The 14,591-nt window shown below is 43.1% G+C and carries 13 protein-coding genes; 12 read left to right on the forward strand and 1 reads right to left on the reverse strand.

The genetic code is table 11. The features are described 5' to 3' along the window. Nucleotides 1-10 precede the first annotated feature (10 nt). The 11 genes from G414_RS07390 (at nt 11) to G414_RS07635 (ending at nt 13,106) form a co-directional block, all read left to right on the forward strand. A complete protein-coding gene (locus G414_RS07390; protein WP_022791883.1) occupies nt 11-856 on the forward strand; it encodes a Cof-type HAD-IIB family hydrolase in 846 nt (281 codons plus the stop codon). 76 nt (nt 857-932) lie between these two features. Further along, complete coding sequence (gene rpoE / locus G414_RS0105825; protein ID WP_022791884.1) at nt 933-1,523, forward strand: DNA-directed RNA polymerase subunit delta; 591 nt, start codon at nt 933-935, stop codon at nt 1,521-1,523. A gap of 151 nt (nt 1,524-1,674) precedes the next feature. Next, nucleotides 1,675-3,288: a CTP synthase gene (locus tag G414_RS0105830; RefSeq protein ID WP_022791885.1), complete on the forward strand. Its 1,614-nt coding sequence runs from the start codon at nt 1,675-1,677 to the stop codon at nt 3,286-3,288. A gap of 283 nt (nt 3,289-3,571) precedes the next feature. Continuing rightward, nucleotides 3,572-4,843, forward strand: coding sequence for a UDP-N-acetylglucosamine 1-carboxyvinyltransferase (locus G414_RS0105835; protein ID WP_022791886.1), 1,272 nt, complete (start codon nt 3,572-3,574; stop codon nt 4,841-4,843). Nucleotides 4,844-5,044: 201 nt separating this feature from the next. Continuing rightward, entirely contained in the window at nt 5,045-6,559 is a 1,515-nt protein-coding gene (gene cshA / locus G414_RS0105840) for a degradosome RNA helicase CshA (protein ID WP_022791887.1), read from the forward strand. Between the two features lie 105 nt (nt 6,560-6,664). Further along, nucleotides 6,665-8,161 (forward strand): alanine racemase, encoded by a 1,497-nt coding sequence (gene alr, locus G414_RS0105845; protein ID WP_022791888.1) that lies wholly within the window; start codon nt 6,665-6,667, stop codon nt 8,159-8,161. Nucleotides 8,162-8,166: 5 nt separating this feature from the next. After that, nucleotides 8,167-8,538: a type II toxin-antitoxin system PemK/MazF family toxin gene (locus tag G414_RS0105850; protein WP_027694574.1), complete on the forward strand. Its 372-nt coding sequence runs from the start codon at nt 8,167-8,169 to the stop codon at nt 8,536-8,538. Nucleotides 8,539-8,610: 72 nt separating this feature from the next. Then, nucleotides 8,611-10,920 carry an RNA polymerase recycling motor HelD gene (gene helD / locus G414_RS0105855; protein WP_022791890.1) on the forward strand — a complete coding sequence of 770 codons (2,310 nt, stop codon included), beginning with the start codon at nt 8,611-8,613 and terminating at the stop codon, nt 10,918-10,920. A 39-nt stretch (nt 10,921-10,959) separates the two neighbouring features. Then, entirely contained in the window at nt 10,960-11,979 is a 1,020-nt protein-coding gene (trpS, locus tag G414_RS0105860; protein ID WP_022791891.1) for a tryptophan--tRNA ligase, read from the forward strand. 20 nt (nt 11,980-11,999) lie between these two features. Then, complete coding sequence (locus G414_RS0105865) at nt 12,000-12,938, forward strand: Ppx/GppA phosphatase family protein (protein WP_022791892.1); 939 nt, start codon at nt 12,000-12,002, stop codon at nt 12,936-12,938. 18 nt (nt 12,939-12,956) lie between these two features. Then, on the forward strand, nt 12,957-13,106 hold the full coding sequence (locus tag G414_RS07635; protein ID WP_022791893.1) for a hypothetical protein: 150 nt from the start codon (nt 12,957-12,959) through the stop codon (nt 13,104-13,106). A gap of 62 nt (nt 13,107-13,168) precedes the next feature. Here G414_RS07635 and G414_RS0105875 read toward each other — a convergent pair whose 3' ends face one another. Continuing rightward, on the reverse strand, nt 13,169-13,552 hold the full coding sequence (locus G414_RS0105875) for a DUF488 domain-containing protein (protein WP_022791894.1): 384 nt from the start codon (nt 13,550-13,552) through the stop codon (nt 13,169-13,171). Between the two features lie 152 nt (nt 13,553-13,704). Here G414_RS0105875 and G414_RS0105880 point away from each other — a divergent pair, with 152 nt between their 5' ends. Next, on the forward strand, nt 13,705-14,550 hold the full coding sequence (locus G414_RS0105880) for an NAD(P)H-hydrate dehydratase (RefSeq protein ID WP_022791895.1): 846 nt from the start codon (nt 13,705-13,707) through the stop codon (nt 14,548-14,550). The last annotated feature ends 41 nt before the right edge of the window (nt 14,551-14,591 follow it).

The following is a 14,591-nucleotide window of genomic DNA, read 5'->3' on the forward strand; positions in this document are numbered from 1 at the left end:
AGATCATGACATGATTAAGTTAGTGACAATTGATATCGACGATACCTTAGTAAACTCAGCTAAGCAGATTACCCCCCGCGTAAAGGCAGCAGTTAAGGCAGCGACGGCAGCTGGCATCAAGGTGGTGTTGACGACCGGTCGACCATTGACCGGTGTGCAGGGTTATCTAGACGAGTTGGGCTTGAATCATCAGGATGATCAATATGTAATTACGTATAACGGGGCCCTTGTTGAAACAACTGCTGGTGAAGCTATTGCTGGTAAGGAATTATCTGCAACTGATTACGCTGACTTAGTAGCCTGGTCTGTTAAACTGGATACTTATTTACAGGTTGAAAGTCTTGATACTGCTTATACCACTTCACGCCTAATTAATCCATCAGCCTCACGTGAAAATTATATGGTGGATATGCCACTACGGGTATCACCTTTAGAGGATATGCCAGCAGACTTGCATTATGTGAAATGCATGTTTATTGGACCGAGTGAACAGCTAGCGATGGTTGAAAACACTTTGCCAGCAGAGATTAAAGCACGCTTTAATTTGGTGAAATCAAATGTGGACTTCTTAGAAGTATTAAATCCACAAGCAAGCAAAGGGAATGCCTTAGCGACGTTAGCTGCTTATTTAGATATTCCATTAGCGCAAACGATGGCCTTGGGTGACCAAGCCAATGATTTATCGATGATTAAGCAAGCCGGGTTAGGCGTTGCGATGGGGAATGCCATTCCCGAGGTTAAGACGGCAGCTAAGGCTGTAACGACAACGCAAAATGAAGATGGGGTTGGTTTGGCCTTAGAGAAGTGGGCATTGAATCAAACTGTACCTGAATTGGAAAAAGAGTCGGCAAATTAGGCTGAGAATATTGCTCTTGACTGGTAAATGAGTTATGATTAATCATTGAGTAAAACTGTGAAAGGACGTGCGCGATTTGGCAATTACACAATTTGACGGTCAAAACAAAGCGGAACTTTCTATGATTGAAGTGGCGCGGGCAATTTTGTCTGACCGCCATGAGACCATGGCATTTTCGAACTTATTAAATGAGGTGCAGGCCTTTACGGGTAAAAGTGATCAGGAGATTCGTGATCGTTTGGCCCAATTTTATACCGATTTGAATATTGACGGTTCATTCATTTCCTTAGGGGATAATGTTTGGGGACTGCGTTCATGGTATCCGATTGATTCTATTGATGAAGCGGTTCACTTGGACCTAGAAGAAGAAACCCGCCCTAAGCGTAAGAAGCGTAAGAAGATTAACGCCTTCTTGGCAGACGTTGCCGATGATGATGATGTTATTGATTATAACGATGACGATCCAGAAGACGATGACTTCAGTGATGTGGTCGATGATGATGAAACTGCTGATGTACCTGATGATGCTTCTGATACAGCGACTGAAGATGATAGTGATGACGCACAACCAGCTGACCTGAATGAGGTTGCTAGTGGTATTGGTGAAGAAATTACTGACATTGCGCCCGTTGATGATGATTACGGTTCAGGGGATATTGAAAAGTAAAAACCTGAATTTGACAAGAGTGCATAAGTTCTGTATTATTAAGTTCCGGGCTCTTGTACAAGTTTACAAGACAGAATAGTGTTGATTAAAGCTCCCAAGGCAATGGCCATTGGGAGTTCTTTTATATTTATCGGACCTAGGAGGTTTTTTAATGGCAACTAAATATGTTTTTGTTACCGGTGGTGTGGTGTCTTCCTTAGGTAAGGGAATCGTGGCGGCATCATTAGGCCGCTTATTGAAAAACCGCGGTTTTAAGATTGCGGTACAAAAGTTTGATCCTTATATTAATATTGATCCAGGTACGATGTCACCTTACCAGCATGGGGAGACTTTTGTCACGGATGATGGGTTAGAAACAGATTTAGACTTAGGCCACTATGAACGTTTTATTGATATCTCCTTAAATAAATATTCTAACTTTACTGCTGGCCGCATTTATTCTGAAGTGTTAGCCAAGGAACGGCGGGGCGATTATGAAGGGGCAACTGTTCAGGTTATCCCGCATATTACCAATATGTTGAAAGAAAAGATGATGCAGGCTGGTGAAACAACAGATGCGGATATTGTCATTACTGAGGTTGGTGGCACGGTGGGGGATATTGAATCGCTACCATTCATTGAAGCCTTGCGCCAGATGAAGCGGGAAGTTGGCCCGGAGAACGTTTTTTATATTCATACTTCTTTAATCCCTTATCTGAGTGCAGCTGGTGAGATGAAAACTAAGCCAACGCAACATTCAGTGGCTGAGTTACGTTCGCTAGGTATTCAACCGGATATGTTAGTAGTTAGAACTGAACGTCCGATTACCAGTGAGATGCGAGACAAGTTGGCTCTATTCACTGACGTTCGCCCGGAAGCGGTGATTGAATCCTTGGATGTAGATGTCTTGTACCAAGTTGTGATGAATATGAAGGCCCAAGGCATGGATGATGTCGTCTTAGCTGGTCTACATTTGGATGCACCAGAAGCTGATATGTCAAAGTGGGTAGATATGATTGAGCATATTCGTCATTTGACCAAGTCAGTTAAAATTGCTTTAGTTGGTAAGTATGCGGACTTACAGGATGCCTATATTTCTGTTAATGAAGCATTGCGGGCCGGTGGCTATGCTGTTGATGCTGAAGTTAAGATTGATGTGATCAATTCAGAAAAGGTAACAGAAAGCAATGTCGCAGAATTACTAACAGGTGCAGATGGTATCATGGTTCCTGGTGGTTTTGGCCAGCGGGGGACTGATGGTAAGTTAGCGGCTATTAAGTATGCCCGGGAAAACAATGTGCCTTTCTTGGGTGTCTGTTTAGGTATGCAATTGGCTAGTGTAGAATTTGCCCGCAATGTGCTAGGCTATCAAGATGCAAATTCTATTGAGTTGGACGAAGAGACAACCCATCCAATTATTGCCTTAATGAATGATCAACAAGAAATTACTGATCGAGGTGGAACGCTGCGGTTAGGTCTTTATTCAGAGCGGTTAAAGCCAGGCAGTCAAGCCCATCAAATCTATGGTCAAGATGAAATTAAGCAGCGCCATCGCCATCGTTATGAATTCAATACAGCTTATAAAAAGGCTTTTGAAGAAGCAGGAATGGTCTTTTCTGGTGAGTCACCAGATGGTTCCTTAATGGAAATTATGGAATATCCAAAAAACGACTTTTTCATGGCCGACCAAGCTCACCCAGAGTTTCAGTCACGTCCTAATCATCCAGAGCCACTATATGCAGCCTTTGTTGCAGCAGCGCTCAAGCATAGTGAAACAGATAAGTAAATAACAATAGATAATGGACTGGCGCTAGCAAAGTGTCCAGCCCATTTTTTGTGGAATTCTTAAGTCTGTCTTGCTAGGGTGCAGATAGTCTTCTTAATAGGGTAAACTAAGAGTTAGTATGTTTACCTACTGACTAGGCGCCTATGGCTTAGTTAGTAGACTGTGATATTATCCAGACAAGGATCTAGTGATGAATCAACCCAAGGGACTAGTTAAGCACTTATTAATTAACTTGATAGGGTGACTGGGTTTAAAACATTTTGACAATAATGAGGATACAAAAATGAAAAATTTAGTAATTCATGGTGGCCGGCCACTCAAAGGTGAGGTAACCATTGGTGGTGCGAAAAATTCAACAGTGGCACTTATTCCGGCGGCTATTCTATCAGAAGATCCGGTAAAATTTGATGGGGTGCCCGATATTTTGGATGTCTATAATCTTCAATTGATTTTAGAGTCAATGAATGTGTCATCAGAGTTTGCAGATGGTAATTTGTCGATTGATCCTACCCAAATTGTTGAAGCCCAATTACCTTCGACTGCGATTAAGAGTTTACGCGCATCTTATTATTTCATGGGTTCCTTGTTGGGGCGCTTTGGCCGGGCTACAGTAACTTTTCCAGGTGGGGATAATATTGGTCCACGACCAATTGACCAACATATTAAAGGGTTTAAAGCATTAGGGGCAGAAGTTACAGAAGAAAATGATACGGTGCATATTGTTGCCCATGGTGGGTTACACGGGGCACGCATCTTCTTGGATATGGTTTCTGTTGGGGCCACTATGAATATCATCATGGCTGCTGTGCATGCAAAAGGGACGACAATTATTGAAAATGCGGCTAAAGAGCCTGAGATTATTGATCTAGCGACCTTTTTAAATAACATGGGCGCTAAGATTCGTGGAGCGGGAACAGATGTTATTCGTATTACTGGAGTTGAACATCTAGGCTCTCAAACAACCCATACAATCATTCCAGATCGGATTGAGGCAGGTACTTATCTGGCTATGGCCGCCGCTCAAGGTGAGGGTATCTTAGTTAAGAATGTGATTCCCGAGCATTTAGAGGCCTTTACATCGAAGTTAATGGAGATGGGTGTCCAATTAGAAGTTGGCCAAGATAATATTTTTGTTCCCAAGCATGAGCGTTTACAGGCAATTAACATCAAAACAGCGCCTTATCCAGGTTTTGCGACTGACCTTCAGCAACCAATTACGCCTTTATTGAGCTTAGCCAATGGGGAAAGCCGCATTCAAGAAACAATTTATCCTGAGCGGACCCGGCATATTCCTGAACTACGTAAGTTGGGGATGAATGTGCGTGATCGTGATGATGGGTTAATTACAGTAGAGTCGCAGCCAGTTGATCTACAAGGTGATGTTGTCGCCGCGGCTGAAATAAGGGCAGGGGCTGCTTTAGTGATTGCCGGTTTGATGGCTAATGGTGTAACTGAAATTAAAAATGCAGAACATGTTTTACGTGGATATGACCGTCTTGTTCATAAATTGACGATGTTGAATGGTGATATCAAAATTGAGGATGACTTTGAATGATCTTTAAGCTTTCTAATGGCTAGCTTGAGAAAGTTCTTGTCACTGCTTAGATAATAATATACAATAGACAAGTTACAATAAAAATTAACTGCCGTCGGCAAGCGCGGTACGATCACCGGATTGTGGTCAGCTTGCTTGATGATCAATTAATCAGATAATTAGAGATGATAGTACGGAAAGTACTATTTTGGAGGATATATTTTGAAGTTTGCAGAACTGGGTCTATCAAAAGACCTATTATCAGCCGTGCAAAAGCAAGGCTACGAAGAAGCAACGCCAATTCAGGAAAAGACGATTCCATTGACGTTGGCAGGTAAAGATGTGATTGGACAAGCACAAACAGGAACAGGTAAGACTGCTGCTTTTGGTTTGCCAATCATGGAAGAAATTGATATCAATGAGCCTGATGTTCAGGCCTTGATTGTTTCACCAACGCGTGAGTTAGCGATCCAAACCCAAGATGAGATGTTTAAATTAGGACGTGACAAGCATGTTCGTGTTCAAGCTGTCTTTGGTGGTGCTGACATTCGCCGTCAAATTAATGGTTTACAACATGGAGCTCAAGTCGTAGTGGGTACACCAGGACGTTTAATTGATCATATTCGTCGTGGAACCATTAATTTATCACATGTTAAAACGTTAGTCTTAGATGAGGCCGATGAGATGTTAAACATGGGCTTCTTGGATGATATTGAAGCTATTTTAAAGGCCGTTCCTGATGTACGACAAACATTGTTGTTCTCAGCTACTATGCCAGCTTCAATTAAGCGAATCGGGGTTCAGTTTATGAAAGATCCCATCCACATTCAAATTGAAGCCAAAGAACTAACAACCGACCTAGTTGAACAGTACTATGTTCGGGTACGGGAGAATGAAAAGTTTGATACCTTAACACGGATTTTGGATGTCGAACAGCCACAATTGGCAATTTTGTTTGGTCGGACCAAGCGGCGTGTTGATGAATTGACCCGTGGATTGGAATTGCGTGGATATAACGCAGCTGGCATTCATGGTGATTTAACGCAACAAAAGCGCTCACAGGTTTTGAAGCAATTTAAGAACGGTGAGATTCGTATTTTGGTGGCTACTGATGTGGCAGCCCGTGGATTGGATGTGTCAGGAGTTGATTATGTTTACAACTTTGACATTCCTCAGGATTCTGAATCGTATGTTCACCGGATTGGCCGTACTGGTCGTGCCGGTTCTTATGGAACTTCAGTAACCTTTGTTACTAATTCAGAGATGGATTACTTAAAGGATATCGAAAAGTTAACTAAGAAACGGATGTTACCACTTAAGCCACCTACTTTTGAGGAAGCGGTAGCTGGACGTTTGGCAGCCGCTACAGCTAAGGTAGATGGTATTATTCAACATACTAATGCTGAATTAGCTGAAGATGAAGTAACAGCCTTGGCTGATAAGTACGATGCTAAGACATTGGCAGCAGCCCTCTTAGGTTCTGTTGCTGATATTTCGCAAATGAATGCACCTTTCACGTTGTCACGTGAACGGCCTTTGCCTAATAAGCATGGCGGTCGCGGTGGCAATCGTCATGGTGGTGGTTATCGTGGTGGTAATCGACGCGATGGTGGTGGATACCGAGGTAATCGTGGACATAGTGGTGGCGGTTATCGTGGTGGCCGTCGCAATGATCACGACCGCGGTGGACGTGGTCAACGACGTTCCCATGACTTTGTGATTAAAAATAAGGATTAACCTTTAAAAGAACCATAGATTGTACAATCTATGGTTCTTTTTTTACTATTAATAGGGGCGTTTAAGAAAACGATGTATAATATTGAGGATAAGGGGGGATAGATTGTGTTAAAACAAGGGATCGATGTTCAAAAAATTAGTGCGGTGGCTAAAACGGTTGCCCGTCAGCCACGGTTTGTTGAAACCATTCTTACACCAGCTGAACGAGCAGTTTTTGCTCAGCGTAAGGGAAAACATCAGATTGAATTTTTAGCAGGACGGTTTTCGGCTAAAGAAGCCTACAGTAAAGCGCTGGGAACTGGCATGAGTCAGGGATTAACCTGGCAAGATTTAGAAATATTACCAGGTTCTAAGGGGGAACCAGTCTTTACTAAATATCCACAGTCTTCGTTTTTAACAGCCCACATATCCATTTCACATAGTGATGATTTAGTACATAGCGCAGTAATATTGGAGTCGAAAAACACAATGAAAACAGTACAGGAAAACCAGCCCGTTAGCCGTCGGCGACCAGCCTGGTTAGAAATCTCTGCCTCAGCCCTAACCCATAACATACACTATGTGCGAGCATTAACAGGCACTCAACGTGTTTGTGCGGTAGTAAAGGCCAATGCTTATGGGCATGGATTAGCAGAGGTTGTACCAGTGGCCTTAGAGGCGGGGGCCGATTGTTTTGCAGTAGCGACGATTGATGAAGGTATTTGGTTACGTGATTTTGGTGTAACCGTACCCATTTTTATTTTAGGGATTACACCAGCAATATACACACCTGATTTAGCACATTATGATCTCATTCCAGCAGTTAGTGAGGTTAATTGGTTAAAAGCGGCCAGACAGTATCTACCAAAGACTGAGCAGTTACAACTGGCATTAGCTATCGATACGGGAATGGGCCGAATTGGTTTTCGAGAGCCAACCGCCTTGGCAGAAGCAATTAGGTTGATTGACAAGACAGAAGGGCTTGAATTAAAGTCGATTTGGACGCATTTTGCGACTGCTGACGGACCTAATGAAGCTTATTTTGAGAAGCAGTTGAAACAGTGGCATGCTTTAACTGACGATTTGCCAATTGCTGACAATGTTTGGCGGCATGTCTCTAATTCGGGAACTTCCCTTTGGCATCAGCAACCGCATCCTGATATGATTCGTCTTGGTGCAGCTATGTATGGATTTGATCCCTCCCAAGCGAGTCTACCAGCTCGAGATCTGCAGCCAGTGCTTTCATTAAGGGCGGAATTAGTCTACGTTAAGCAGGTTACAGCAGGAAGTTCTATTTCCTATGGAGCTACCTATAAAGCTAAGGAAGATGAGTGGATTGGCACCTTACCACTTGGCTATGCAGACGGGTATCGACGAGCCCTGCAAGGCATGGAAGTTCTTCTGCCTGATGGAACAAGGGCTCCCATTGTAGGTCGGATTGCGATGGATCAATGTATGGTCAGGTTGCCGGGTCCATTACCAGAAGGAACTGTCGTGACCTTACTAGGTGCAGTTGGCGATCAAAGAATCACCCTCGAAGAGTTAGCTGAAAAGGCTGGAACGATTCCATATGAAATCGCTACTGGCATGGGGCAACGACTGATGAGAAAGGTTGTTGGGTAAAGATAATGGTGAGAGAGAAAAAATTGCGTCAGATTGAACGCGGGGCAATCTTTTTTGCTGATTTAGACCCAGTTAGAGGGTCAGAGCAGGGTGGACAGCGACCGGTAGTGATTATTCAAAATGATGTAGGAAATCAGCATGCACCAACGGTGATTGTCGTACCCATCACAGCTCAAATAGCTAAGCCTAAACTACCAACTCACGTGGCCTTACCAGCTGCTTTACCGCATACGGGGATTCAGCGTGCATCTGTTATTTTGTGTGAACAAATTAGAACAATTGACAAGCGCCGTTTGCAAGATCAGTTAGGTGTCGTACCAGCACAGGTATTGACAGCGGTTGATCAGGCTCTGGTAGTAAGCCTTGATTTAGTCTAATAGAGGCGGAATGCTTATCTTCAGTTTGGGTAAGTAAGAGCAACAAAGATAAAACAAAAAGGGAGATTGTTTATGGATCAGGCAACTTGGCAGGCAGAAAAGCACTATTTAGCCCAGGTGATTGACCATATTCATAGTGCTTTGGCACAGGCACAGGCCGAGTATGAACAAGCGCATCATGAAACGAGTGCCGTAGAGGCAAATTACGGTGCTAATACATCGATTAATACGCTTGAAGTGGATGATGCGATGGAGACCAATGCTGAAATTCAGCAACAACGTAATATTGTCGCTCGTGTGACTCAGACAGAAGCGATTACCCAAAAACACTTGCAAACATTAACGACCTTGCTGCATAATCCTTATTTTGGCCGGGTTGATATTGTTGAAGACGGGGTGCCTGAAACCATATATATTGGTACAGCTTCATTGCAAGATGACCAGGGTAATTTTTTGGTTAATGATTGGCGGGCGCCTATTAGTGGTGTTTATTATAATGGGGCGCTGGGTCCGGCAACCTATCAGACCCCGAATGGCCAGCAAAGCGTAACCTTGGTCAAAAAGCGACAGTTTACAATTGCTGATCAGAAATTAAAAAACATGTTTGATACAGACGTAACGATTGGTGATGAAATGTTACAGCATGTTTTAGGTCAGCAAGGTGATGAGAAAATGCACAATATTGTCTCTACCATCCAACAAGAACAAAATCAGATTATTCGTGATACAAGTAGTGACCTCTTAGTCGTACAAGGAGTTGCTGGATCTGGTAAGACGTCGGCTGTTTTACAACGGATTGCCTTTTTGCTTTTTCATGCCCGTGAGACATTAAATGCTGATCAGATCGTCCTCTTTTCACCTAATCGTTTATATTCAAGCTATATCGCTGATGTACTGCCGTCTTTAGGAGAGCGTAATATGCGGCAGGTAACTTTTGCTGAATTTTTAACGGCACGGTTACAGGGATTACAAGTACAAACCTTATTTGAGCGCTATGAACAAAATGCTGTGGCCGGCCAGGCTAGTCGGACCATTCAGAAAGCCCTCGAAGATGACCAAATTTTAACGGCTATGCATGAGTATTTAGAACAACTATCACCGCAAGAAATTGCCTTGCGAGATATTAGACTTCGCGGTCAGGCCTGGTTTAGCGCTACTGAAATGCGAGAATACTTGCAGACGTTACCTTCAGCTTATCCCCTGGTAGATCGTATGCAAATGATGCAAAAAGACTTTTTAGAACGGTTGGCTAGGCAAATTGAGCATAGTGGTGAGCTGGATTTTGTAGCGGAGGATATGCAAGGTCTGTCTGAAAGTGATTATCAGTCTTTACTGCGTGATGAGGAGGGCCAAGTAGTCATTGATTTAGACAGCGATCCACAGTTGGGTGAACGGAAAATAGAACAGCGTTATTTAGAGCAGAAGTTAAGGCCAATTGATGATGCGTTATATAATTTTAGTATGCTAGATATCTATGTCCAGTATGGTGATTTTCTGGCTTACTTAGCTGATCGTACCTATGCTGGCTTAAATCGGGATCTCTGGTTGGCTAAACGAGAACGTTTTCTGCATGAGTTAGAATTTCACCGTCTTGATTATGAAGATGCGACCTTAATCTTGTTTTTACGTGATTATATGACGGGTGCAGGGACAAATCAGCATATGCAGTACATTTGCGTTGATGAGATGCAAGATTATTCCTTAGTCCAGTTAAAGTACTTGCAACATGCCTTTCCTAAGGCTAAGTTTACCTTACTAGGTGATTCACAACAGGCGCTCTATGGACAGGCGCAAAAACCGGAAGCTTTATTAAAACGATATCAAGCCACTTTTTCGAATCAGCGACAGCGGTTAATTAAGCTTAATAAATCCTATCGGTCAACCAAGGAAATTATGGCCTTCGCTAGTGCAGTAGCACCAGCGGGGGATGAGATTGAGACCTTTGAACGGTCAGGGAAGAAACCGATTGTGAGTGTCATGAAGCCAAATCAGGCGGCAGCGCAACTACATCATTTTGTCGAGGACTTACATCAACGGCAGAAGACGGTTGCCATTTTGACGCAAACGCAAGCTAGTGCTAAGGCAGTAGCGCAACTACTTGAGCAGACAGGAGACAGTTATCAGTTAATTGATGATCAGGCACGTTCACGGCAAGCTAAAACCTTAGTAATGCCAATTTATTTAGCTAAAGGGTTGGAATTTGATGCAGTAATCGGTTATGATGTGTCACAGACAAGCTATGGTGCGACTTCGTCGGCTGGAGTACTCTATACGTTAGCATCACGGGCCCTTCATGAATTAGTATTAATGACGATTGGGGACGTGCCGGCTACCTTAACCCAAGCAAATCAGTGGGTTGACTGGCAAGATGTTAGGGCATAAGTAGAACATAATGAGCAAATGAAATTAGAGAGAAGAAAGATGGCAGAAAAAAAAGTATTAATTACGGGAGATCGACCAACTGGTAAATTGCATATTGGACACTATGTTGGATCATTAAAAAATCGGGTGCAGATGCAAAATTCTGGGGAATACGACCCCTATATTATGATTGCTGATAAACAAGCCTTTACCGATAACGCCCGTGATCCTGAAAAAGTACATCGTTCAGTCCTAGAAGTAGCATTGGACTATTTGGCCGTCGGGATTGATCCGCAAAAATCAACAATTTTTATTCAAACGGCGGTTCCTGAACTATCGGAATTAACTGAGTATTTTTTGAATTTAGTGTCGATTGCGCGTTTGCAACGTAATCCGACAGTTAAAACTGAAATTCAACAAAAGGGGTTTGGTGAGAGTATTCCAGCAGGCTTTTTCATCTATCCAGTTTCACAGGCCGCTGATATTGCCCTGTTTAAGGGGGAGGTGGTACCAGTTGGCGATGATCAAGAACCGATGATTGAACAAACGCGTGAATTAGTACGGACTTTTAATCGATATTATGGAGCGGATTTGTTGGTTGAGCCGACCGGCGTCTTTCCACCTAAGGGCCAGGGAAGAATTCCTGGACTAGATGGGAACGCTAAGATGTCTAAATCATTGAATAATGCCATTTACATGAGCGATGATGAGGACACACTTTGGGCCAAAGTTAAGACAATGTATACAGATCCTGAACACATTCGGGTGACTGACCCAGGCCATGTTGAAGGTAATATGGTCTTTACGTATTTAGATATCTTTGATCCAGATGAGGACCGAGTAGCGGAGCTAAAGGCACAGTATCGGGCAGGTGGTCTCGGTGATATGAAGATTAAGAAGTACCTATTTGAAGTTTTGAATGCACAGTTGATGCCAATGCGGGAACGTCGGGCTCGCTATGCACAGGACCCAGCAGCCGTAATGCAGATGTTAGCAGATGGGTCAGCCAAGGCTAGGCAAAAAGCCCAGGCAACTATGCAGGAATTGCGTGCGGCGATGGGCATCAATTATTGGAACTAGTTAATTAAAGGAAGTAAGACATGAGTTATTTAGCGGTCGTCGATTTTGGTTCGAATTCTACGCGCATGGTTGTTGAAGAACTAACGGCCACTGGAACATTTAAGGAAGTACAACGCGAGAAAGTTGATACGCGCTTGGCACAAGGGATGCATCAAAATGGTGGGGCCTTGACCCAAGCGGCCATGGAACGAGTGGAACAGGCGCTCATACAGTTTCAAGCAATTTATAGGCAATATCCAAATGTTAAAGTAGAGGGAATTGCAACGGCGGCCATCCGTGAGGCGACGAACCAAAAGGCCTTTTTAGCCCATGTCTTTGAAACGACAGGTATTGATGTTCAAGTTTTAACGGGTGACCAGGAGGCCTACTACGATTACCTAGGTGCCATGAGTGCTTTGCCAAAGATTGAGGATGCATGGTTGTTGGATACGGGCGGGGCCAGCGTTGAACTGGTCGGTATTGAGGAACGAATGGCGGCTAATTTTATTAGTCTACCATTTGGCGCCGTTAACCTATCTGAGCGCTTCCAATTAGGGTTTGAAACCGTAAGTGCTAAACAATTACAAGCAGCCGAGGCTTATGTTAGCCAACAATTTGATTCATTACCATGGTTGGTTGATGAGGATCCCTTGCCAATTATTTTGTTAGGGGGTGCCAACCGTTCATTGGCACGCTTGAACCGAGGTCGACAAGGATTTGATACTAAGACTGATTTTCATGGTTACCATATGACTACTGCAGAGGTCTTAACCACCTTTGATGAACTAGTGGCCCTGACTTATCAGGAACGACGTGAGCTTTTGGGTAAAGAGGCTAACCGAGCAGATATTATCATTAGTGGATTGGTGCCGTTAATTGAACTGATTCAGCGCACGGATGCTAAAGAAGTTGTCTTTTCATCATCTGGTGTACGTGAAGGCTTTTTACAGGAATGTCGTTTAGCGATGGAAGAAAACTAGATTAATGGAGGCAGTAAGGTGAAGGCAATCCAAGAAATCATGATTGATCATCAAAATAAGGTAGTGGTTCATCAAGATACGCATGGGAGTTTATTCCTAGATTATTATCAAAAACAGTTAGGCAAGTGGGAATTACAAATTGAAAAGCCAATTCGTTTGAATAATTAATAGTTAAGGTGAGTAGAATAAAAAAGGTAGATGCCTGCAGGCATCTACCTTTTTTGTTTAGTCTAGGATAGGAATTGTTTAATGCTAGGTTGTTGCATAAGGTGCTTTTGGAGCACAATGGCTTGATTGTCTTTTTGGTTGCGCGCACCATATAAAAGGACAATATCTTGTTGCTGGGCTAACTGAGTAGCGACAAGTTGAATAAAGAGTGATGTTTCGGGATTAGCAGCTAGTTCCTTTTCGTATTTTTGTGTAAAAAGGGTGAATTTATCAGGTTGGTGAGCAAACCATTCGCGAAGTTCGGTTGACGGGGCAATGGCTTTAAACCAGACATCCAAGGCTGCTTTTTCTTTAGAAATGCCACGGGGCCACAAACGATCTACTAAAATACGATAGTCAGTGGTATCTGAAAAAGAATCGTAGATGCGCATGGTTTTAATTTGCATAATGTAAAACTCCCTTTTATTGTTAGTATAGCTGTATTATACAACAGCGTGAATTGAATAGAGGATGTGATTGTAAGCGCATTGGGTTAAAGACTAGTGCTATAATGGAGCCAGCAGGCAAGCTAGCCTAATTTGAGTTTGGAGAAAGACGAATGGTCCAAAAATTAACAGAAAATATTTTAAAAGAAGTGATTGTACGCCGACCAGATGAAAGTCAAAAGGGAGACTTTGGCCATGTTTTGCTTATCGGAGGTAATAACCAATTAGGTGGGGCTATTTTGATGGCAGCTCAGGCCGCAGTTAGTTCAGGGGCTGGCTTAACAACGGTAGCAACAGATGTTGTTAATCGAACAGCTCTTCACAGTCGTACACCTGAAGCAATGTTTATTGATTGGACAGATCAAAGCCAATTAGATGCAGCTATTCATAAAAGCGATGTTGTGTTGTTGGGACCAGGGATGGGGACTAATCAATTTGCAGTGGCCTTAGTCGAGCATGTCTTAGACCTTGTTAATCAAGAGCAGATACTCATTGTAGATGGTTCAGCGCTAACCATTGTTGCTAAGGAAAACCTTGTCTTTCCACGTGATACCTTTACCGTGGTTACACCACACCAAATGGAGTGGGAACGGCTAAGTAAAATTAAGATTGGCTATCAACATGAAGTCCAAATGAATGAAGTTCAACGGCAAATCCTAAATATTGATGTTTTAGTGTTAAAACAACATCATACAGTCATTTATTCATCAGCTGGTCAGTACCAACTAGAAATTGGCGGGGCCTACCAAGCTACTGGTGGTATGGGCGACACATTAGGCGGTATCGTCGCAGCCTTTGTAGGTCAATTTAAGCGTAATCCAATTAATTCAGTCATGGCAGCAGTATATGCCCATTCTGCAGTGGCTGAGCAGATGGCCCAGTACAGTTATGTAGTTAAACCTAGTTTTATTGCTGATGGCATGGGAAACTTTATGGCACAAGTGCAAAGCAATATCTAGTCCTTGGTTCGCTAGGCAGGAGACTATCCAGGTGAAATGAT

Source organism: Weissella halotolerans DSM 20190 (assembly GCF_000420365.1).
Taxonomy (GTDB): domain Bacteria; phylum Bacillota; class Bacilli; order Lactobacillales; family Lactobacillaceae; genus Weissella; species Weissella halotolerans.

Coding starts and splice junctions, on each gene's coding strand:
- G414_RS07390 (WP_022791883.1), top strand. CDS start 11: ATGATTAAGTTAGTGACAATTGATATCGACGATACCTTAGTAAACTCA.
- G414_RS0105830 (WP_022791885.1), top strand. CDS start 1,675: ATGGCAACTAAATATGTTTTTGTTACCGGTGGTGTGGTGTCTTCCTTA.
- G414_RS0105835 (WP_022791886.1), top strand. CDS start 3,572: ATGAAAAATTTAGTAATTCATGGTGGCCGGCCACTCAAAGGTGAGGTA.
- G414_RS0105850 (WP_027694574.1), top strand. CDS start 8,167: ATGGTGAGAGAGAAAAAATTGCGTCAGATTGAACGCGGGGCAATCTTT.
- helD (WP_022791890.1), top strand. CDS start 8,611: ATGGATCAGGCAACTTGGCAGGCAGAAAAGCACTATTTAGCCCAGGTG.
- trpS (WP_022791891.1), top strand. CDS start 10,960: ATGGCAGAAAAAAAAGTATTAATTACGGGAGATCGACCAACTGGTAAA.
- G414_RS0105865 (WP_022791892.1), top strand. CDS start 12,000: ATGAGTTATTTAGCGGTCGTCGATTTTGGTTCGAATTCTACGCGCATG.
- G414_RS0105875 (WP_022791894.1), bottom strand. CDS start 13,552: ATGCAAATTAAAACCATGCGCATCTACGATTCTTTTTCAGATACCACT.
- G414_RS0105880 (WP_022791895.1), top strand. CDS start 13,705: ATGGTCCAAAAATTAACAGAAAATATTTTAAAAGAAGTGATTGTACGC.